12 protein-coding genes are annotated in these 22,470 nt (G+C 62.6%); 4 read left to right on the top strand and 8 right to left on the bottom strand.

Going from position 1 to position 22,470, the window contains the following annotated elements:
• Positions 1-34: 34 nt before the first annotated feature.
• Positions 35-1,084, bottom strand: a complete 1,050-nt coding sequence (gene selD / locus GJ700_RS19925) for a selenide, water dikinase SelD (protein WP_154377085.1) — start codon at positions 1,082-1,084, stop codon at positions 35-37.
• Positions 1,085-1,136: 52 nt separating this feature from the next.
• Between selD and senA the strand changes: the two genes are divergently transcribed.
• Together senA and GJ700_RS19915 are read left to right on the top strand one after the other, a co-directional pair.
• Positions 1,137-2,348 carry a selenoneine synthase SenA gene (gene senA, locus GJ700_RS19920; protein ID WP_229507130.1) on the top strand — a complete coding sequence of 404 codons (1,212 nt, stop codon included), beginning with the start codon at positions 1,137-1,139 and terminating at the stop codon, positions 2,346-2,348.
• Positions 2,349-2,403: 55 nt separating this feature from the next.
• Positions 2,404-4,230 carry a DUF885 domain-containing protein gene (locus GJ700_RS19915; RefSeq protein ID WP_154377083.1) on the top strand — a complete coding sequence of 609 codons (1,827 nt, stop codon included), beginning with the start codon at positions 2,404-2,406 and terminating at the stop codon, positions 4,228-4,230.
• Between the two features lie 57 nt (positions 4,231-4,287).
• Here the strand turns inward: GJ700_RS19915 and GJ700_RS19910 are convergent, their stop codons facing one another.
• Positions 4,288-7,974 (bottom strand): TonB-dependent receptor, encoded by a 3,687-nt coding sequence (locus tag GJ700_RS19910; RefSeq protein WP_154377081.1) that lies wholly within the window; start codon positions 7,972-7,974, stop codon positions 4,288-4,290.
• Positions 7,975-8,208: 234 nt separating this feature from the next.
• Positions 8,209-9,150: a LysR family transcriptional regulator gene (locus tag GJ700_RS19905; RefSeq protein ID WP_195763956.1), complete on the bottom strand. Its 942-nt coding sequence runs from the start codon at positions 9,148-9,150 to the stop codon at positions 8,209-8,211.
• A gap of 87 nt (positions 9,151-9,237) precedes the next feature.
• On the opposite strand from GJ700_RS19905, the gene GJ700_RS19900 reads away from it, so the two are divergent.
• Complete coding sequence (locus GJ700_RS19900; protein WP_371868045.1) at positions 9,238-10,656, top strand: aldehyde dehydrogenase (NADP(+)); 1,419 nt, start codon at positions 9,238-9,240, stop codon at positions 10,654-10,656.
• 36 nt (positions 10,657-10,692) lie between these two features.
• Here GJ700_RS19900 and lepB read toward each other — a convergent pair whose 3' ends face one another.
• Positions 10,693-11,631: a signal peptidase I gene (lepB, locus tag GJ700_RS19895; protein ID WP_154377077.1), complete on the bottom strand. Its 939-nt coding sequence runs from the start codon at positions 11,629-11,631 to the stop codon at positions 10,693-10,695.
• A gap of 12 nt (positions 11,632-11,643) precedes the next feature.
• Here lepB and GJ700_RS19890 point away from each other — a divergent pair, with 12 nt between their 5' ends.
• On the top strand, positions 11,644-12,678 hold the full coding sequence (locus GJ700_RS19890; protein ID WP_154377075.1) for a lipase family protein: 1,035 nt from the start codon (positions 11,644-11,646) through the stop codon (positions 12,676-12,678).
• A gap of 55 nt (positions 12,679-12,733) precedes the next feature.
• Here GJ700_RS19890 and GJ700_RS19885 read toward each other — a convergent pair whose 3' ends face one another.
• The 4 genes from GJ700_RS19885 to GJ700_RS19870 all read right to left on the bottom strand — a co-directional run bounded on the left by GJ700_RS19885 (position 12,734) and on the right by GJ700_RS19870 (position 22,207).
• On the bottom strand, positions 12,734-13,966 hold the full coding sequence (locus GJ700_RS19885) for a malic enzyme-like NAD(P)-binding protein (RefSeq protein ID WP_154377073.1): 1,233 nt from the start codon (positions 13,964-13,966) through the stop codon (positions 12,734-12,736).
• A 166-nt stretch (positions 13,967-14,132) separates the two neighbouring features.
• On the bottom strand, positions 14,133-15,419 hold the full coding sequence (locus GJ700_RS19880) for a Glu/Leu/Phe/Val family dehydrogenase (protein WP_154377071.1): 1,287 nt from the start codon (positions 15,417-15,419) through the stop codon (positions 14,133-14,135).
• A 219-nt stretch (positions 15,420-15,638) separates the two neighbouring features.
• The gene (locus GJ700_RS19875; protein WP_154377069.1) at positions 15,639-16,598 is read right to left on the bottom strand and encodes a LysR family transcriptional regulator; all 960 of its coding nucleotides are present in this window, start codon (positions 16,596-16,598) and stop codon (positions 15,639-15,641) included.
• Positions 16,599-16,642: 44 nt separating this feature from the next.
• A complete protein-coding gene (locus GJ700_RS19870; RefSeq protein ID WP_154377066.1) occupies positions 16,643-22,207 on the bottom strand; it encodes an Ig-like domain-containing protein in 5,565 nt (1,854 codons plus the stop codon).
• Between the last annotated feature and the right edge of the window lie 263 nt (positions 22,208-22,470).

The raw sequence follows: 22,470 nt of genomic DNA, 5'->3' as shown, positions 1-22,470 counted from the left end.
CTTCGCTGGCGCGAAACCGCCATGCCGATTTCAGTTATCGCGTGACGCTGACCTGGGCCGGACCGGCGGCCATGCGGCCGATGACGGCGGCGCCGTCGAAGCCTTCGCGGCGGAACAGCGCCAATACGTCGTCGACGCTGGCCGGATCGCACGCGACCAGCAAGCCGCCGGACGTTTGCGGGTCCGTCAACAGCGCATGGTGTTCGGCCGGCAGGTCCCCCGGCAGCACGACATCCTTGCCATACGCATCCCAGTTGCGGCCGGATGCCCCCGTGAAGTAGCCGTCGCGCGCCAGTTGTGCCACGCCGGGCAGCAGGGGGATGGCGGGCATGTCCAGTTGCGCCGACAGGCCCGCGCCGCGCGCCAGTTCCAGCAAGTGGCCCAGCAAGCCGAAGCCCGTCACGTCCGTCAGCGCGTGCACGCCCGGCAGGTCGGCCAGCGCCTTGCCCGGCTTGTTCAGCTTCGTGGTCGACGCGATCATCGCCGCGTAGCCATCCGCATCGAGCTTGCCCTTTTTCAGCGCGGCGGAAAGCACGCCCACGCCAAGCGGCTTGCCCAGCACCAGCACGTCGCCCGGGCGGGCCGCCGAATTGCGCTTGACCTTGTCCGGGTGAACCAGGCCCATCACCACCAGGCCATAGATCGGTTCCACCGAATCGATGGTGTGGCCGCCGGCAATCGGGATGCCCGCTTCCGCGCAAACCGACTCGCCGCCCTTGAGGATCTGGCCGATGGTCTCCAGCGGCAGCTTGTTGATCGGCATGCCGACCAGCGCCAGCGCCATGATGGGGGTGCCGCCCATGGCGTAGACGTCGGAAATAGCGTTGGTGGCGGCAATCCGGCCAAAGTCGAACGGGTCGTCGACGATGGGCATGAAAAAGTCGGTCGTCGCGATCAGCGCCTGCTCGTCATTGAGTTTGTATACGGCCGCGTCGTCGGCGGTTTCAATGCCGACCATCAGTTCCTTCGGCACGGGGAAACCGCTGGTGTTTTTCAGGATTTCCGACAACACGCCGGGTGCGATCTTGCAGCCGCAGCCACCACCGTGGGAAAAGGACGTCAGTTTCACAGGTTCATTGCTCATGGTTGCAAAAGTTCCGGTTAAAATCGGTTGGAGTATGTTCATGCGGGGGGCTATGCAGATTCCATCATTCGTGTCATTCCGCACCGCCAATGCCGGGCAACTGGCCGACGCCCTGCAGCATGCGCGCGATTATACGCTGGCGCTGTTCGACTGTTTCGCGCAGGCGGGCTACGACGCCCCGGCGCGCGTGCCGCAACTGCACTGTTTGAATCCACCGCTGTGGGAACTGGGCCATATTGCGTGGTTTGCCGAATGGTTCGTGTTGCGCCACGCGGCATCGAGCCACCCGGTGGATGCCCGCAAGGGCCCCCTGCTGAGAAAAGGCGACGACTGGTTCGACGCCAACACGGTGCCCCATGCGATGCGCTGGAACCTGGAATTGCCCAGCACGGGCGCCATGAAGATGTATTGCCACGAAGTGCTGGACCGCGTGCTGGACCAGTTGTTGAACGCGGCGGCGGACGGTATGGCGCATGACGGCGCGCTGTACCCGTACCGGCTGGCGCTGGCCTATGAAGACTTGCGCGGGGAGGCGATGCTGGCGGCGCTGCAAACCTTGGGCCTGCCCGCGCCACCCGGGCTGGCGCAGGATGAATCGGCCTGGATACAGCCGTCGGAAATCCGTTTCCCCGGCGGCACCGTGCAGCTGGGCAGCCACCACGACGGCAGTTTTGTCTTTGACAATGAATTGCACGCCTACCAGTGCTACGTACCCGGTTTTTCCATGGACGCGGCGCTCGTCACCAATGCGCAATTCGGCGACTTCGTGGCCGATGGCGGTTATGACAACAACCGCTACTGGAGTCCGGCAGGCCGCGACTGGCTGCTGCGGCAGGAGCGCGCCGCGCCCCGCTACTGGCAGCGCGACGGCGGCTACTGGCGCACGTTGCGTTTCGGCCGCCTGTGCACACTGAATGGCGCGGAACCCGTGCGGCACGTGACGCTGTTCGAGGCGCAGGCGTATTGCATGTGGGCGGAGCGGCGCCTGCCGACGGAAGCGGAGTGGGAATATGCGGCGCTGTCCGGCCACCCGGGTTTCCGCTGGGGGCGCCTGTGGGAATGGACGGCGACGCCGTTCGAGCCCTATCCGGGCTTTGCGGCCGGCCCGTACCGCGAATACTCGGCGCCGCACTTCGCCACCGACCAGGTGTTGCGCGGCGCATCGTTCGCCACGCCGGCGCGGCTGGTTTCCGCGAAATTCCGCCACTTCCAGTTGCCCGCGCGGGATGATATTTTTGTCGGCTTGCGTACCTGCGCTTATTAACCCTGCCAATACATATGAAAATACGATTGCCGGCTCACTGCCCGTGGGTAAGCCGATGAAAAATGCGTTGAAATGGCTGTTGACGGTGGCGATGGGCCTGTTGCTGCTGGCCGTGCTGCTGATCACCCACACCTCGCATTTCAAACCGCTGCGGCTGGACTGGTTTTACATGCGCACCTTTGCGCAGTTCGCGCTGGACAGCCCGGAAATGCTGTCGTCGATGCGGGTGCTGCCATCGTGGGCGGACTTTTATGGTGGCCGGCTCGATGACGTGTCGGTGGCGCAGGACGCCAAGGCGATGCGGCGCCTGAAGGAAGACCTGGTGACGCTGGACAGTTACGACCGTTCCGGCCTGGACCGCGACGGCAAGCTGTCGTACGACACGCTGCATTACTACATGCGCATTCAGGCCGAGGGCGAGCCCTACCTGTACCATGCGTTCCCGCTGAACCAGATGGCGGGCGTGCAGGTGACCCTGCCGGAATTTATGGTGCAGGTGCACCAGATCGGCACGCGCGGGGAGGCGGAAGATTATGTCGCGCGCCTGGAGGCGTTCCCCCGCAAGTTCGCGCAATTGCTGGACAAGGCGAAATACAGCGAGGCCAAGGGCATTTTTCCGCCGCGCTTCATGGTCGACAAGGTGCTCAAGCAAATGAGCGACTTCGTGGCGGTGCCGCCGCAGCAAAATACCTTGTACGTCAACATGCGGGAAAAGCTGGCGAAGATCCCGGCCGGCTCGATGGACGACGCCAGCCGCCAGCGGCTGCTGTCGCGCACGGCCGATGCGCTGGCCAACCGCGTCTATCCGGCGTACGGCACCTTGATCACCCACTTCAAGCAATTGCAGGGCAAGGTCAAGGACAACCATGGCGCATGGAGTTTGCCGGATGGCGACGCCTATTATGCGTGGGCCGTGCGCCTGCACACGACCACGCGCCTGACGCCGCAGCAGGTGCATGCGCTGGGCTTGTCGGAAGTGGCCCGCGTGGGCGCGGAAATGGATGAAATCCTGAAGCAGCAGGGCCTGACGGAAGGCAGCATCGGCGCGCGTGTGCAGCAACTGGCGTCGAATCCGGAACAGAAATACCCCGGCACGGAAGAGGGAAAGAAAGCCATGCTGACGCAATACCAGGCCATCCTCGACGAAATCAACCAGGGCGTGGATTCGGCGTTTGAAATCCGTCCGAAACTGGGCGTGGAAGTGCGGCAGGTGCCGCCGGAATCGCAGGATGCGGCGCCGGGCGCGTATTACATGCCGGGTGCGTTCGACGGTTCCCGCCCCGGCATCTTTTACGCAAACATGCGCACACCGGGCGAGACGCCGAAGTTCGCCATGCGCACCCTGGCGTACCACGAGGGGATTCCCGGCCACCATTTCCAGATCCAGATCGCGCAGGAATTGCAGGGCGTGCCGTTTTTCCGCAAGGTGATTCCCTTCACGGCGTACCAGGAAGGCTGGGCGCTGTATGCCGAGCGGCTGGCCAGCGAGCTGGGGTTCCAGAAAACCCCGATGGACAACCTGGGCCGCCTGCGCGACGAAATGCTGCGCGCCACGCGGCTGGTGGTGGATTCGGGTATCCATTACAAGCACTGGACGCGCGAGCAGGCCATCACCTACATGATGGACAACACGGGCATGGCGGAAGGGGACGTGATCGCGGAAGTCGAGCGCTACTTCGTCGACCCGGGCCAGGCGCTGGCGTACAAGGTCGGCATGCTGAAAATCCTCGCGCTGCGCGAGCAGGCGCGCGAAGAGCTGGGCGTCAAGTTCGACCTGAAGCAGTTCCACAACGAAGTGCTGTCGCACGGCGCGTTGCCGCTGACGGTGCTGGAGCGGTTGATCAACGAGTGGATCGCGCAGAAAAAGCGCGGGGATGCTTAAAGCCGCGACAAGAAAAAGGCCCGGCAGTGCCGGGCCCTGGAGCGGGAACAGCGCGCGTTACAGGCTGCGGATGTTCATGCCGATCATGATGCGCCGGCCCGCGTACGCGTAGTCCAGCAGGTTCGGCGTGCCGTCCGAGAATGGCGAGAACGGACCCTGGCTGTTCGACGTCGTGGCGCGGCCCAGGTTGCGGCCTTCCGCGAAGATTTCGATGCCGTTCTTGAAGCGGTAAGCGATCTTGGCGTCGATGTAGCGCGTGCCGTCACGGAAGTTGGGCGAACCCGGGTTGTATGGCGTGACCGTGATGCGGGTAACGCCAGGCGAACTTGGGTAGTTGTTGACCGAGTTGGCATTGCACGCCGCGATACACGTAAAGTACGACGCCACAGCCTGCACCGCCACGCGGGCCGACAGCGCGCCATCGTCATACCACAGCGCCAGGTTGTACGAATACTTCGATTCACGCGCAGGCGGCAGCGGCGTACCGGTGATCAGGTCCACCACATTGACTGCCGACGTGGCCGAACGCAGCTTGGTGTAGTTCGCGTCGAAGCCCGTATAGCGCAGGGCCCACGGCAGGAACGTGAACGCGGTCTTGGAACCGAATTCGATGCCCTTGCGGGTGGTGGCGACGCCGTTTTCCCACGTGTTGAAGTTGAAGTCCACGTCGCCCAGCGCCACGCCGGTCTGCGGGTCCATCAGTTGCGAACCGGAAAACACCTTCACGTTGCTCTTGCCCTGCACGATGGCCGGGCCGATCAGACCGCGCTGGTTGAATGACGCCAGCGAGAACATGGTGTCGCGGTTCGGGTACCACTCGACGCTGAAGTTCTGGTTCCAGTTGGTTTGCGGACGCAGCGCCGGGTTGCCCACGGTGCCGGAACAGGTTTGATCCGGTTCGTTGCCGTTGCTGTCGATGGCGCCCACCTTGCGCTCGTCATAGGTGCAGGTGCCGGCCGGCAGCAGCGACGAAACCGGCGGACGGGCCACGGTCTTGGCGCGGTTGTAGCGCCACACCAGCTGGTCCGGGACGGTCCACACGGCGGCATTGAAGGCTGGCAGGTAATCCGTGGTGCTGGCCGACAGCACGGTCGGCGTCGACAGCGTGTTGGTGACGGTGCCGCCCGCCGCATTCGGATTGCTCGGGTTGTACGCGGCCGTCTTCTGGATCGACGTGAAACTCATGATGCCGGTGCCCTGCACCTTGGTGTTGACCACGCGGTAGCCGAAGTTGCCGTCGATCTCCCAGCCGAACGGCAAGGCGCGGTCCGTGAACGGCAGGTGGTCGATCGAGTAATCCGTCATCAGGTAGCCGGAACGCACCCGCTCGCTGAAGGTACCCACCGGCTGCGCATACTTCTTGCCATCGCTGCCGGTGCATTCCTTGAGGCAGTCCATGTTCACGTTCGGGATGCCCGCCAGCTGGAACACCTTTTCAACGTCGATCTGGGTCCAGCCATTGATCAGGCCTGCGGGACGGTCCTTGGCGCCGGCAAAGAATTGCGCGGTCGGCTGTGTCATCGATTGCGCAATGATGTCCTGAAGCTGGGCCGGCGTCATGACCACCTGGCCGGACAGCGCGGTGCTGGGGTTGGTGCTGGGGTTATAGCCGTACTTGCACGGCGAACCGCCAGCGCCCAGCGAACCTGGCGTATCGGTACAACCGATGAACGAGCTGCGCACGATCGATTGCGGCACGTAGATGCCGGGGATATAGCCGGCCTGGCCAAAGGTGCCGACCGGCGCCTGCACGGTGTAGCCGCCGTTCGGGCTCCAGCTGTTGCCGGACGTGTCGCGCAAGTTGAAGCCGGCCTTCAGGCGTGACAGGAACGGGATCTGATCCGACAGCGCATACGCGACGTCCAGCTTGGCCGTGCGCTCCTTGGTTTCCGCGGCACGCGGCGTGTACGACAATTGCGGCGCCTGCGTCAGCAGCGGTTGCTGGTTGATGGTGTAGGCGGGAATGGCGACCGGCACCGTGGCCGATGCCGGCACCGCCGTGGTGGCGGCGGCGGCCGGGCGGGCAATCGCATAGTTGGCGGCATTGGCCTGGTCGAACGTGCTGCCGTTCGGGAAACTGTACGACCACAAGCCGTTCGGCAAGACCTGCAACGTGGCCGGGCCGTAGTTGTAGCTCCAGCTGGTGCGCTTGTCGCCGCGCGTGAAATCGGACTTCGCGTCGCCGACAAAGTATTCCACCAGCAGCGGGCCGTCTTTATAAGTGCCGCCCGTTTGCAGGTAGCGGCTGCTGGTTTCAATGATGTTGTGGATCTGGTCGACGCCGGCGCTGCCGTCGCTGATGGTGAACTTGGTCACGTGGTGGTTGGCGTCCACCACCACGGAAGCGGGGTTCACGTTGGCCACCGAACCCATGGCCGGGAAGGCATTGGTGCGGAAGCTGGGGAAGTCGTACAGGTAATAGCCGGAACCCGGCACGGCGGAGCGCACGCCGGCCGCGTTATCCGTGAACGTGATGCCGGAATAGGTCGGGCTGTTGGTATTGGTATTGACGCTCAAGCCGCCCAGTCCATAGGTCAGCTGGTTGTCGTCGACGCGGCGGCGCTGGATGCTGCCTTTCGCGTAGATCGTGAATTCGTTGTTGACCTTGAAGTCCAGGCGCAAGTCGCCGGAACGGCGCTTGTCGATCTGCTTCTTCATCAGGTAGCGGACCAGCGACGGCGTGTAATCGTTCCACTGGTTCAAACACGTCATCAACTCGTTGCCGCGCTGGTTGATGGCGCCGTTGCGCGTGTTGCCGGCCGTAATGGCATTTTGCTGTTGCGTGGTCAGGTTGGGGAACATCGCATAGCAATCCGCCTTGGTTTGCGCGGCGGCGGACTTCGTGATCAGTTCCAGCGGCGTGGCGGCGTTGAAGAAGCCGCCCGCCAGCAACGGTGTCGACAGCAGCGGCGTGGTGGCCGTCTGGTCGGTGGTGGACACCGTGGAGGGATTGAAGGCAAAGGTTTTATTGGGCGAATTGTCGAAGTCCAGTGCACGCGCATAGCCTTGCGTGCCCGACGTGGCCACCTGCGACGAATGGCCTTCGTTATGCATCTGCGACGTCGACACGTTCAGCAGCACGCCAAGGCGGTTGTCGAGGAATTTGTTGGCGAGGATGACGTTGGTGTCTGGCGACCATTCCTTGTTCAGCGAACCTTGCGACGCGGCCACGCGGATCGAGTAAAACGGCTTCTTGAAATCCAGGCCGGTGCGGGTCTTGATGATGATGCCGCCGCCCAGCGACCCTTCGGTCATGTCGGCGGTGGAGCCCTTCACCACGTCGACGCTCTTGATCAAGTCGGCCGACAGTTCGCGCAATTCCACGCCGCGGCCGCTGCCGCCGCCATTCAGGTCGGTGCCGCCGCCGGCCTGCAAGCCCTGGCCATCGAGTTCCACGCGGGTCAGGTCGGCCGAGTTGCCGCGCACCGCCACGTTGACGCCTTCGCCGAAGTCGCCCCGTTCCAGCGCAATGCCGGACAGGCGTGAAATGGCTTCACCCACGTTGCGGTCCGGTAGCGCTCCCACGTCTTCCGCGACAATGGAATCCATTGCCGTTGCGGCGTTTTTCTTGCGCTCGTTGGCCGATTGCTGCGACGCGCGGGTGCCGACCACCATGACTTTGGTGTCGGATTTGATGTCGGCCTTGTCCTGTGCGGTTTGCGTGGATTGTGCCATGGCGGCATTGGCGGCCATCAGCGACGCCAGCGCCATCGATACGGCATAGGTGAGCGGACGCAAGCGCATTCTGTCCTGCATCCGGTCCTTGTTCACTCCATTCACGGTCTGTCTCCCTTGTTGCGGTTTTTATGGGCAAAAGCGCACCCTGCGGGCTCTGCCAGGGCAGGTCCGGTGTGATTGACGGTGTGCGGTTTCGGGGGACAGTGTATGAAGTTGGTTGACGGCTGTGTTGCCCTGATGTCAAACAATCAGGACGATGATTCGAGTGTATGTTTTACACAAAATTATTGGCGGATTTGCTCACACAGTTGATTGGAGCACGTTGCGGATGGTCGCCAGGCGCAGCGAATGCCGGTGCCAGTAGGCGCTGTAATCGCCCAGCGACAAGGTGGACGTCGTGTGGATTTTCTTGATGCGGTCGTCGGCCACCACGTGCTTGAACACGGAACTGGGCAGCATGGCCAGGCAATCCGTGTTGCACAGCGTGGCCACCGTCACCAGTGCGGACGTGGTGCGCAATTTGATGACGGGTTGCGCGCAGCCGCTGTCATCGAACCAGTCCGACAGCAGCGCGGCCAGCGGGGCCTTGGGTTCGTAGCTGATCCACGGGTAGCCGGCCAGGTCGGCGCACGTGTATAGCCTTCCCGTGTCGAGCGGGTGCTGCGCGCCGGCCGCGATGCAGATCGGCTCCGTCGCCAGTTCGCGCACTTCCAGCTCCGGCTGGCCGATGGCCAGGCCGGAGCGGGCAAACACCAGGTCCAGTTCGCCCGACTGCAGCTTCAGCATCAATTCCGCCGACGTCCCTTCCTGCGCTTCGACCAGCAGGTTTTCGCGGTCCGCGCAGGCGCGGCTCACCACGCCGCAAAATGCGCCCGTGACCGCGCCCATGATCAGGCCAATGCGCAGGATTTCCTGGCGCTGGTGTTCGATCGCATCGAGTTCGTACTTCATGCGCCGCACGGAACCGATGATGCTTTGCGCATGGTTGATGGCGCAACGTCCCGCGGCGGTGGGTGTCAGGCCGCTGTGCGTGCGTTCGAACAGTTGCGTGCCCAGCGCGCTTTCCACTTCCAGCAGCGATTTGCTGGCGGCCGGCTGGCTGACAGCCAGTTCATCGGCTGCCTTGCGCAGTGACCCATGGTTGCCCAGCGCGAGCAGCAGCATGAATTGCTTGATCCGCAGCGACGACAGGGCGGAGCGGGGCACGTAATGAGGGGCGGAATGCGGGGCGGGATCGGACACGGTTATAGGGTGATGAAATGTTTTCGATTCCGGTAATGGTACGCGCTGGCTACCATTCATGCATAGTCATTCACCTCAGGAGACCTTGTGACCATCCACGAATCCACGCCGGCCCAAATCAATGGGGCCGTTACCGCCGCTTCCCGAACCGCAGGCGACTGGGCCCAGTCGGGCGCCGAACGCCGCGCCGCGCTGTTGCGCGGCCTGGCGGAGGCCTTGCACGCGCAGCGCGAAACGCTGGTTCGCATTGCCAATGAAGAAACCTCGCTGCCGCTGCCCCGCCTGAACGGGGAACTGGACCGCACGATTTTCCAGTTGCACGGCTTTGCCGACCAGGTGGTGGCGGGGCGTCCGTATGCCGTGACGGAAGATGCTGCGGTGGCCGGCGCGCCGCCGCAGGGCCGTCCGCACCTGGCGCGCGTGCAGGTGCCGCTGGGCCCCGTCGCGATGTTCTCGGCCAGTAATTTCCCGTTTGCGTTTTCCGTGCTGGGCGGCGATACCGCGTCGGCGCTGGCGGCCGGCTGCCCGGTGGTGGTGAAAGCCCATCCGGGCCACCCGGCCTTGTCGCGCGCCGTGCATGAACTGGCGCAGGCGGTATTGGCGCGGCAGGATTTGCCGGCGGGACTGATCGGCATGGTGGAAGGGGCGGGCATCGACGTCGGCGTGGCGCTGGTGCAGCATCCGGAGATCGCCGCTGTCGCCTTCACGGGTTCGTACAAGGGTGGCCACGCGCTGTGGCAGCTGGCGAACGCGCGTCCCCGTCCGATTCCATTCTATGGCGAGCTGGGTTCGATCAATCCCGTGGTGATGTTGCCGGCGGCGCTGGCGGGGCAGGCTACGGATAAGGCGACCGCGCTGGCCGATTCGATGGCGTTTTCCAGCGGCCAGGCGTGCACCAGCCCCGGCGTGATCGTGCTGTTCGACGACGCCGACGCGGATGCCTTTGAAACGGCGCTGCGCGACGCCCTGAAGGGCAAGGCCATGCATCCGATGCTGACGGCGGGCATGAAGCGTAATTTCGACGCGGGCGTGGCGCGTGTGGTGGGAACGCCGGGCGTGGAAACCGTGCTGGCCGGCGCCGACGCGGGCGGCGAGTCGGCCCCGCCGCAGCCGCTGGTGGCGCGCACCACGGCGGCCAACTTCATCGCGCAGCACGCGCTGCAGGAAGAAGTGTTCGGGCCGGCCTGCGTGCTGGTGCGGGTGGCGTCGGCGGACGACGTGGTGGCGGTGCTGCGTGCCGTGGGCGGCAGCCTGACGGTGACCGTGTGGGGCGCGCAGCAGGCATCTTCCGATGCGCAGGCGATCGTGCGCGCGGCGCAGCAGATTGCGGGGCGGGTGCTGTTCAGTGGCGTGCCGACCGGCGTGGCGGTGGCTGCCAGCCAGGTGCACGGCGGGCCATGGCCCTCGTCGACGCAGCCGGCGGCCACGTCGGTGGGCTATGCGGCGATGGACCGTTTCCTGCGGCCGGTGGCGATGCAGGATGCGCCGGCGTGGCTGATGGCATAGTGGCGGCGCGGCGGCAGGCTACCGTGCCCGATACCGTTATCGGAAGACTTTAGCGACCTTGCCAATCATCTGGTCAGCGCGGACAAAGCCCCAGTAGCGGCTGTCTGCGCTGTTGTCGCGGTTGTCTCCCATCACAAAATAGCGCCCGTCAGGCACAGTACAGCGGATTTCTTCTGGTGTGTATGCGCAGCTTTCGCGCAAAGGGAAGTCCTTCGGCGCGCCGAGCATTAAAGGTGCGTTTGGTTCGATGATGACATCAAAGACTGTCGAGCCAAGGCGATGAGTCTGGCGCGGCTGATATCGCAGCGTTTGCGATTGCAGGTAATCCTCCGCTTTGCCTAGATACGTATCCTGGCCATTAACAAACACATGCTTGTCCCGGTAGACGATGCGATCTCCCGGAAGGCCTACCAAGCGCTTGACGTAGGTTTGCGATGGATCACTTGGATAGTCAAATACGACGACATCGCCGCGTTGAAGCTGTTGGGACGCTGGCAGACGGCCGAAATCGAGTCCCCATGTCGATAAATGGCCAAACCCCCACTTCTGCACCAGAATGCGATTGCCGACTTCGAGCGACGGTTGCATTGCCATTGAAGGAATGACGAACGGTTCATAAAAAAATACGCGTACGCCACAAAAGACACTGATTACGACTGAAAAAATCCCTGCCAGTCCGTACCAGCGCGCATACCAAGGCTGGTTTCCAGGAGCTGCTCTTTTCGCGAACCGGTATGCGAAAAAGACTGCTGCAGCCCAAATTGTGAAATGGATGACTGAGACAAGCGAATTAGAGCGGCCCAATGCAACAATTTCGGCCCCTCCCAGCGAAAGGGCTGCAACTGCAAAAAGCAGCGCGTGCCATGGTTTCCGCACGTACAAAAATGAAAGAGGAGTCGTCAGCATAGACAGTGCGACAGCGATCCAAGGTTTCGGTTTCCAGTTGGGCGACGTTTCTGCGGCGGCGTTGGGCATGGTTAAAGGTGCATGGAAAATCCGGCCATTTTAGCGGAGAATGAGCTTTCTGATAAGAAACCATCTTATGCAAGGAGTGCGTGCATGTTATTCAAATACGACGTGAGCAGCCAGGCATTGTTTTCTCCGCAGGATACGCCTGCGCTGTTTAATTATCCCTTCCAGCCTGGGCAACGGCTACCCAACTGGGGTAAACCCGGTGCGCTATGCGCGGAGCTATCGCGATTAGCATATTTTCGATTTGAAAGTTCTGCTCAGTCTTACGTCCAAACGCGCACGACCATGCAAAATGCGTGTGCCCAAGTCGGGTTGACCAGATTAGGTTTTTTTTCGCACTCAGGGAGCGGAACAGAGGCATTTGGCGCTGTGGATCAGGGGGCTCGGAAGGCCTATATTGCATTCCGGGGATCGCAACCGCTGCAATATCAAGATTACCTGACCGACTTAATGGTTGCGTTGAAACCGCACGTCAGGAATGGACGGGTACACACTGGGTTCAGCTCGCGCTATTTGGATATCCAGTCACAGGTCCAATCTTGGCTGAATCAGTTTCCAGGATATATGTTGACTTTGACGGGACACAGTCTCGGCGGCGCGCTTGCCACTGTTGCAGCCGCCTCATTTTTGGATGCACGTTTAGTAACGTTCGGGTCGCCACGCGTAGGCGATGTACGGTTCGCCAATTTGTTCAGGAAACGCGCTGTCGAGCGCTATGTGAATTGCCTGGATGGTGTTTCCTGGCTGGCGCCCCCGCCTGACTCGGGAGAGTGGTTGTCGCCGCTCTATGCTATGCCTCTATCACTGGCGGCATTCGGGGTGGTGTTGCCCCCCAACATACCAATACCAATCGTAAATGGCTACCGCCATCTGCCAGACCTGCGATACATTGACTGCGATGGGAATTTAAGGACGACAGTTGGCAGCATCGCGGTAGGAATTGACTTTGGCAAAGCCCTTGCAATGCACTTGACCAGGCGCCCACTGGCGAAACTGCCCCGCATGCTGACTGACCATTCTATGATCAACTATATCAGCGCGCTGGCTTGATTTGATAACTGGCGGGAGCACGCTCGGACAACCCGCCAGTACCGGTTGTAACGCGTTACAGCAGCGTCTCGCCCAGCTTGATCAGTTGCTGCGCATACGCTTCCAGATCCAACTGCTTCTTCGCCACGCCGCTGTCAAACGCGGCTTGCGCGATCTTCGGCGTGACGCCCGACAGCAGGCGCGCATCCAGCAAGCCTGGCACCACGTAATCCCTGCCGAAGCGCTCGTCGGTACGGGCCATGCCGGCCAGCGCATGGACGCAGGCGATCTTCATTTCCTGGTTGATGGTGGTGGCGCCGGAATCCAGCGCGGCGCGGAACAGGTAAGGGAAGCACAGCGCGTTGTTGATCTGGTTCGGGTAATCCGAACGGCCGGTGGCGATGATGGCATCGGACGCCACTTCGCGCACCAGTTCCGGGCGCAGCTCCGGGTCGGGGTTGGCCAGGGTGAAGACGATCGGCTGCGGCGCCATTTTCTTCACGTCGTCCTGCGACAGCAGACCGGGACCGGACAGGCCCAGGAACATGTCCGCGCCTTCGATCACTTCGCCCATTTTGGTGGCGACCGTGTCGCGCGCCCACGCTTTTTTCTCGCCATCGAGTTCGCGCGCGGTGGTCAGCACGCCCTTGGAATCGCAGACGAAAATGTTTTCACGCTTCGCGCCCAGCGACAGGATCAGTTCCAGGCAGGCGATGGCGGCGGCGCCGGCGCCCGAGCAGACGATCTTCACGTCTTCGATCTTGCGGCCGGTCAGGTTCAACGCGTTCAGCAGGCCGGAACCGACGACGATCGCGGTGCCGTGCTGGTCGTCGTGGAAGACAGGGATCGACAGGCGTTCACGCAGTTTGCGCTCGATGTAGAAGCATTCCGGCGCCTTGATGTCTTCCAGGTTGATGCCGCCGAAGGTCGGGTGCAGCGAGGCGATGATCTCGACCAGCTTATCCGGGTCGGTTTCATCGATTTCGATGTCGAACGAATCGATGCCGGCGAATTTCTTGAACAGTACGACTTTGCCTTCCATCACGGGCTTGCCGGCCAGCGCGCCGATATTGCCCAGGCCCAGCACGGCGGTACCGTTGGTGATGACGGCGACCAGATTGCCCTTGGCCGTGTAGGTGTAAGCCAGCGATGGGTCGCGCTGGATTTCCACGCACGGGACTGCGACGCCGGGCGAGTAGGCCAGCGCCAGGTCATCCTGGGTGGCCACGCTCTTGGTGACGGCGGTGGCAATCTTGCCGGCGGAACCGGCTTTATGATATTCAAGGGCTTTCTGTTCCAAAGTGCTCATTCCGGAGTTCCTTTATCAAATGCGAAAAACGCCTGCCCGAGCTTAACTAGGGCAGGCGTGGTAATGACTGGTAACGACCTATGTCCGATATTGCCAATAATTACCTATAGTATTCGTCCATACGGGGGGCATGCAGCTTGTGGATTTCACTTACGCTGCTTGCCGATCAAGGGTACAGGCCACGCACTTCCCGCGCTTGCAGCACCCGGGTGCACGCCAGGATGAAGGTGGCGGTACGCAGGGTGACATTCTTGTCCTGGGCAACATCCCACACGGACTTGAATGCGTCTTGCATGATGCGAGTCAGCCGGGCATTGATTTCATCTTCGGTCCAGAAGAACGACGAGAAATCCTGCACCCACTCGAAATACGACACGGTCACGCCGCCGGCATTGGCCAGCACGTCCGGCACCACCAGCACGTCCTTGTCGGCCAGGATGTCGTCGGCTTCCGGCGTAGTCGGGCCGTTTGCACCTTCCAGGATAATTTTGGTGCGGAGTTGCTGGGCAACAGCAGCGGTAATTTGCTGTTCCAGCGCGGCAGGAATCAGGATGTCCGATTCAATGCCCCAGAAAGCGTCGCGTTCCATGAACTGTTCGACGCCCGGGAAACCTTTGACACCGCCCACTTCTGCAACATGTTTGTGCAATTGTGCAACATCAAGGCCACCAGAGTGTACCACGGTGCCGGTATGGTCTTGTACTGCGATAACTTTCGCGCCGGCATTGGCGAACATGGTCGCGGCCACGCCGCCCACGTTACCGAAGCCCTGGATGGCGACGCGGGCGCCTTCGATTTTCACGCCACGCTTGGCGGCGGCTTCCTGGCCGGCGACAAAAACGCCACGGCCGGTGGCTTCGCGGCGGCCCAGCGAGCCACCCATCGAGATCGGCTTGCCGGTCACGACGCCGGTCGACAGGTTACCTTCGATCATGGCGTAGGAGTCCATCATCCATGCCATCACCTGTTCGTTGGTGTTGACGTCCGGCGCCGGAATATCCTTGGTTGGGCCGATGATCAGCGCGATTTCGCTGGTGTAGCGGCGGGTCAGGCGCTGCAGTTCGCCCTTGGACAGGGTTTTCGGGTCAACACGGATGCCGCCCTTGGCGCCGCCGTAGGGCACGTTCACTGCCGCGTTTTTCACCGTCATCCAGGCCGACAGGGCCATCACTTCGGACAAGGTCACGTCCTGGTGGAAGCGCACACCGCCTTTGCCCGGGCCGCGCGACATGTTGTGCTGCACGCGGTAGCCTTCGTAGTGGGCGATGGAACCGTCATCGCGTTCGATCGGCACGTCGACCACCAGGATGCGCTTTGGGCGCTTCAGCGTTTCGACCCAGCGCGACAGCGAACCCAGGTGCGGGGTTACGCGGTCGATCTGTTTCAGGTACTGGCCCCATGGGCCCAGGTCGTCCGGATTGAGGTAAGAAGGCAGTGCGTGCTGGGTGGTCATACGATTCGCTCCTGAGGTTATATGTGTACGCTTATGGCGTTTGCGTTGGGACGCTGTGTTCAGTGAGGCGAATCTTAGGCTAGCGCACCAAAACGGTGCCAATGCTGAGTGCGCATCTAACTATGCATTTCTTGCATAATCCCGGAGCGACATTTCGTCACGTTATGCAAAAAAAGCATAGCCTCTGACATAACGCGGAAACGTTGATTTTTATCAATGTTAGCGTTCCGAATCCGGTACGCTGCGGCGTTTCGATGCTTGCTGCTTGCCGCCGAGGTGGTCCCACAGGCGCGACACGATGGGCTTGCCGGGGCGCGTGGGGGAAGGTTTTTCGCGGTACAGGCGGATTTCCATTTCGATTTCCCAGTCGGCGCTGCCACCGTCCGCGCGCGCCAGCAGCTTCGATTTCAATTCCCGCGTGACGGCCGATTCGGGCAGGAATACGATGCCCCGTCCCTCCAGCGCCATCATCTTCAACCCTTCGGCCATGTCGGTCTCGTAATGGTTTTCCAGGTGCAGCGGGGTTTTCGTGTCGGCCAGGATCAGTTCCACCATACGGCCCAGGTAGGCATTATTGGTGTACGACAGGAAGGGCAGGGGATCTGCCTTGGTGCCGGGCAGGGTGAATTCCGGCTTCTTGTTCTTGTCACAGCGGGAATAGGCGCGCAGGGCTTCGCGGCCCAGCACCAGCATGTCGTAGCGCCCGGGGTCCAGTTGCACCGGCTGGCGCGGGTGGTGGTAGCACAGCAGCAGGTCGCAGCCGCCTTCCACCAGTTGCAGCACGGCGTCGTGCACGTTCAGCGCCATCAGGCGGCTGTTGATGGGGCCGAAATCGTCCTGCAGTTGCGTGATCCACTTCGGGATGAACGTCAGCGACAGCGTGTGCGGCACGGCCAGGTCGATGGTGGTTTGCATGGCCGCGCGCTTGTTGCGCAGCAGTTCGCGCACGCCGTTGATCTGCCCCAGCATTTCCAGCGCCTGTTCGTAAAACACGTGGCCGGCCGGCGTCAGGCGGGTCGGGTACGACGTGCGGTCGATCAAGTCCGTGCCCAGCCAGTTTTCCAGCGACTGGATACGCCGCGAAAACGCCGGCTGCGTCACATGGCGCAGCGCGGCGGAGCGGGAAAAGTTGTTGGTTTCAACGAGGGAGATGAAGTCTTCCAGCCATTTGGTTTCCATGGTGCCGTTTGTCTATGCAGATAAACGGCATTTTACTTGGTAACTTAAAAGCGGAAATCCCACGTCTCCGGCGCCTTGCTGATCCCTACCATTTCTGCCGATGCCAGCATGCCGTTCACCACCTGTGCGAGCCTGGCGCCGTGTTGCATTGCATCGACCCAGTACGCTGCGCCGGCGGTATCGGCGGTGCGGGCAAAGATCGACTGGTATAGCAGGCCGACGTCATGGCTGGCGTTGCCATTGAACGCGATCCCCCGGCCCGCCGCTTCCGCCGCTTCCGCCGAGCGTATCATCGACAGCGCAATATCGCCCATGCTGATCTTGGCCTGCTGCTGCGCTCCCCAGTACTCGAATCCGGAAACGTCGGCTTGCCGGCCCAGGATGTTCTGGTACAGCGCGGCCAACTGGCCAAGCTCGCCGCGACTTTGCAGGGCCAGCGCACCATCGGAAAATTGCAAGGTCTCGACGTTGGCCAGCGTCGCCTGCGCACCGCTGGCCTTGTCTGTGACCACGACATGGGCATCGCTGCGCACGACCGTATAGCCGGCCTGGGCACCGGCAAACGTGACTTTGTCGGCGCCGGTGCCGCCGTTAAGCAGCAGGGCGCCAGGTGTGACGATATCACCGGGCGCACCTTGCTGCGCACGCCCGGTTGACACGGATGGCGACCATTGCAGTTGGTCGTTGCCGCCGCCACTCAGGACATGGCCGCTGTTGCTTTGAACAATGAAATGCTGGCTGGCCGAATCGCCCGACAGGACCTGGCCGGGGGTGCTGCCGGTGACAGTGCTGCTGCCGACGACGGCGGCAAAGTCCACCTGTTGCAGCACGATGCTGCCTGAGCCGCCCATGCCAGCGGTATCGATCACCAACGCTGTGTGCTGGCTGGCTGTGGATGTTCCGCTCAACGTCAGCGGCTGGCCGGCGGCGCTGGCTGTGCCACCGACCACCACGGTTTGCACCAGCAGCGGGACGGTGGTCGGCAGCAGTTGGAGGAACTGCTGGCCGTTGCCGGTGAGGTGCGCCTGGTCGGACGCCGCGTTGCCCTGGGTACGGGCAGCAATCGCGGCAATCAGCTCCTCGAGCGACGAGCCGGCTGGCTGGCTGGCGCCTCCGCTCGATTGCAGGCCGAATCCTACCGGGACATGCGCCTGCAGCACGGTCGTGCCGTTGTTGCTGCTGAGCGGGATGTCGGCCAGCGGCGTGGCTTCATTGGCATCGGTCCGGCCGGGCTGCACGATCGGCACGGTCACCTCGGTACCCGTACCCCCGCCGGGCAAGGTTACCGGGCCGCTTTGTACCGGTACGCCGTCAACCTGGGAAGTGGGGTTGGTGACGGTCACGCTGAAGGCTTGCTGGTGCACATTGCCCGCGCGGTCTGTGACGGCCACGCGCACCGTGTGTGCTCCCGCGCCGACGGTGGCAGGGTTGACAAGGCGCAGCGTATTGCCATCGATGCTGAATGCGCCGTTGTCGCTGTCACCGCCGCCGGCGACCAGCGCATAACTGAACTGGTCGCCGGTGCTGGCGTCATTGTTGCTCAGTGTGCCGACGGCCGCATTGGCGCCGGCGTTGCTCAGGATGGCGGCATTGGACAGGGTAATGGCGCTCGCCGCCTGCGTATCGATCGTCACGGCCAATGCGCCGCTGGCAGGCGACGGCGCGCCCTGGCCGTCGGTGGCAAGCGCCGACAAGCTGTGCGCGCCATTGGCCAGCGTCGCCGTTGTAATGCTCCACGCGCCGGACGCATTGGCAGTGGCGCTGCCAACGACCGAGCCGCCATCGAGCAGGGTGATGCTGGCGCCGGGCGTCGCGTGGCCCGTGATGGTAGGGGTGGCGACGTTGGTCACGCCATCGCCGGCGGCGCCGCTGTCGCTCGACGCGGACAAGGCCAGCGCGGATGGCGCCTGCGACGGTGCACTGATGGTCAGCGCCAGTGTCCCGCTCAACGTTGACGTGTTGTCGACGGAATTGGTCTGGCTGGCCTGCAACTGGTGCGATCCCATGCCAAGCGAGGAACTGAAGCTCCAGACGCCGCTGGCATTGGCGCTGGTCGTTCCCAATAGTGCACCATGGTCGTACACGCTGACAATAGCGCCCGGGGCTGCTGTCCCGGTGATCAAGGGCGAGGTGTCGGTCGTGATACCGTCGCCCAGGGCGCCGCTGTCGCTCGATGGCGCCAGCGCCGGTGTGCCTGGCGCTGGCGGCGCCGTATTGTCGATGGTGACGTTGAGCGTGGTGCTTTGCGCTGAGGCGGTTCCCGCCGCGTTGGTTTGCACCGCCTTCATCGTATGGGTGCCGTCGGTCAGGATGCTGCTGGTTATAGTCCACGCACCATTGCCGCCGACAACCGCGCTGCCCAGTTCGGTAGTACCGTTGGTGTCGTACAGACGCACGGTCATACCGGGCGTGCCACTGCCGGTGATTTGCGGCGCCTGGGAATAGGTGATGCCGTCACCCACCGTGCCGGTGTCGCTGACCGGCGACATCGCAAGGGCGGTTGGTGCGGCGGGGACCGAGGTATCGACGGTGAGCGCCAGGCCGGTGCCGGCGGCCGAGATGTTGCCCGCAATATCGGTCTGGCGTGCGCTCAGTGTATGAATGCCATCAGCGAGCTTGCCGGCGGTAATGCTCCAGGCGCCGCTGCCATCGGCCGTGGCGGTGCCGAGTACCGTGGCGCCGTCCGTATCATAAAGGGTAATCGCCGAATTGGCTTCCGCGGTTCCGCTCATCGTCGGCGTTGCAACATTGGTCAGGCTGTCACCTTTGGCACCGCTGTCGCTGGCCGACGCGATCACCGGCGCAGCCAGCGTGTTGGCCGTCGTGTCGATGGTCACGGCCAGTGTGGTGCTGGAGGACGATGTGTTGCCAGCCGCGTCGGTTTGCTTGACCGACAGCGTATGTGGGCCCGAACTCAGTGTGCTGCTGGTGATACTCCACTTGCCGGCGCCGTCGGCGGTGGTGGTGCCGAGCAAGGTGGTGCCGTCGGTATCGTACAGCTTGACGGTGGCATTGGCTTCGCCGGTGCCGGAGAACACCGGCGTGGTGTTGCTGGTGATGGCGTCGCTGCTGGACTTGCCGGTGTCGGTGCCGGCCGTCATGGCCGGCGTGCCTGGGGCGCCGGGCGCCGTGGCGTCGATGGTGAGGCTGAATGCCTTGCTTGCGCTCGACGCGGTGCCGGCGGCATTGGTCTGCCTGACCGTGACGCTGTGGACGCCATCGGCCAGCGCGCTGCTGGCGATGCTCCAGTTGCCGCTGCCGTCGACTACGGCGGTGCCCAGCACGGTGCTGCCGTCGGTGTCATACATGCTCACCGTATCGCCCACCGTTCCGGTGCCGATCATGGTGGGAGCGGTGATCCTGGTGACGGCGTCGCCCAGCGTGCCGCTGTCGCTGGCGGTTTGCAATACCGGGGTAGAGGGCGTGCCCGGCACCGAGGTGTCGACGTCGAGCGTGAGTCCCGAGCTTGCCTTGGACACATTGCCGGCAACGTCTGTCTGCTTCACGGTCAGCGTATGGGAGCCGGAACTGAGCGTGCTGCTGGTGATGCTCCATTTGCCGGCGCCATCGGCGGTAGTGGTGCCCAGCAGGGTGGTGCCATCGGTATCGTACAGCTTGACGGTGGCGTTGGCTTCGCTGGCACCGGTAATGACCGGTGTGGTGACATTGGTCAGGAAGTCGCCCGAAGTGCCGCTGTCGCTGGCCGGTGACAGTACCGGCGTGGCGGGTGCTGTGGGGGCCGTGTTGTCGATGGTTGCGGTCAGGGCGCTGCTGGCGGCCGACGTATTGCCGGCCGCATCGCTCTGTTTGACGGTCAGTGTATGGGAGCCGGAACTGAGCGTGCTGCTGGTGATACTCCACTTGCCGGCGCCGTCGGCGGTGGTGGTGCCGAGCAAGGTGGTGCCGTCGGTATCGTACAGCTTGACGCTGGCATTGGCTTCGCCGGTGCCGGTGAACACCGGTGTGGTATTACTGGTGATGGCGTCGCTGCTGGACTTGCCGGTGTCGGTGCCGGCTGTCATGGCCGGCGTGCCGGGCGCGCTGGGCGCAGTATGGTCGAGCGAGTAGGATTCTCCGCTGGTATAGCCCCCGCCGATGGCGACGCTGCTGCCATTCTGGATACCCGTGGCGCTGCTGTTGAGATCCAGGCGCAATGTGCCGTCGCCACTGATGGTATTAACGGTCACGGTGTAGGTTGAGCCGCTGCCGGCAACGCTGGCGACGTTGCCGGCAGCGTTGCCCGTGGCGGTCAAGGCAAAGTCGCTGGCATCGACGCCGGTGACCGACTGGCTGAAGGTTACCGTATAGTCAACGGAGGTGGCGCCGGTGTCCACGATTGATGAAGCGCTGGCCGCGCGCACGATCGAACTGACTGAGGGCGCGTTGGTGACATTGATGGTAAAGATGTTGAAGGCGTCGTTGCCGGCTGCATCGGTTGCACTCAAATAGATGTGGTAAGCCCCCGCTGTCAAATTCTGCGCGGCGGTCAGGCTGGTGCCGGAGATGGTGAACTTGCCATTGTCGGCATCGATGACGCCGTTTCCGACGGCAAAACCGTAGGTGACAGACGTGGTGTCAGTGGACGACAGCGTTGCCACGGTTGAGCCGTTGGTGGCTGCTGTTTGCTGGACCGTGTTGGTGCTGAGCGCCATATTGGTCGGGCCGATGGTGTCGAGGACATAGGTAAATCCGTTCGACACGGCGGAAACGTTGCCGGCGACATCGGTCTGCTTGGCGGTGAGGGTATGCGAACCGGAAGTCAGCGTGCTGGTGGTAATACTCCAGGCCCCGGATCCATTGGCTGCGGCAGTACCAAGCATCGTGGTCCCATCCGTATCGTACAGTTGGACAGTGGCATTGGCTTCCGCCGTTCCAGTGATGGCTGGCGTACCGGCATTGGAAATGCCGTCACCCAGCGTACCGCTGTCCGAACCGGATGCCACCCCCAGCTTGGTAGGCGCACTGGCGGCCGTGTCGATCGTTAGGCTCAGGCCGGAGCTTAGGGATGACGTCTGGCTGCTGCCGTTGGTTTGCGTCACTTTCAAAGTATGCGAACCGTCACCAAGCGAACCGGACGTCAGGCTCCAATTGCCGCCGCCATCTGCGGTGGTAGTGCCCAGCAGCGTTGTCCCGTCGGTGTCGTAGAGCTTGACCGTGGCATTGGCCTCGGACGTTCCGCTGACCGTCGGGGTGTTGTCATTGGTAATGTGATCGCTCAGGGTGCCGCTGTCGCTGGCCTTATCGAGCGTTGGCGCGGGCGGAGCGGAGGGGCCGGGGCGACCTATGGCTACTACGATAGAGTGACTAAACGAAGCCGAATCGGTGCCATCCAGCCCCTGGATGGCGCTGGCATCGTTTGCTCCGCTCGGGTCGGTGTAGACAAAGTCGATGATATCGCCGGCAAGCAGGTATCCGTTGATGGTGACTTGTGCGGTCCGGGCAGTGCTGTCGATGGTGACGCCGGTAACTGTGACATCGGTGCCATTTACTTGCACGTTGAATGCGTTGAGCAGGGGCGGGTGTACCGCATCGAGGTCGATGTCAAAATTGATAGTGAAAAAACTTTCGCCGATGTAGCCGTTAGCACTGCTATAGGATGGTTGCGCCATGCTTTTCCTCCATGGAGTTTTTCATGCTTCTACTATTTCATAATGATTGGCTGTAGGCAATAAAAATTGATGAAATTGTTTAAATTGATTGTTTATTGTCAAAATTGATGGAGGTGATGCCGCAGTCGGCGTGTGCCACGTAACGCTACATGAATTGCGGAGGGCGTTGCGCCTTGCTGGCGCAACGGTGCGGGGAGCGTCATTGCCGTTGCCGGCGCAGCGCGATTAGCAAATATCCGACAGCGCCTGTGCACCTTCCCAGC

The sequence above is a fragment of the Pseudoduganella rivuli genome, assembly GCF_009674485.1.
Taxonomy (GTDB): domain Bacteria; phylum Pseudomonadota; class Gammaproteobacteria; order Burkholderiales; family Burkholderiaceae_D; genus Rugamonas; species Rugamonas rivuli_B.
Note: the sequence above shows the minus strand (reverse complement) of the source record. Positions and strands in the feature narration are given on the sequence as shown.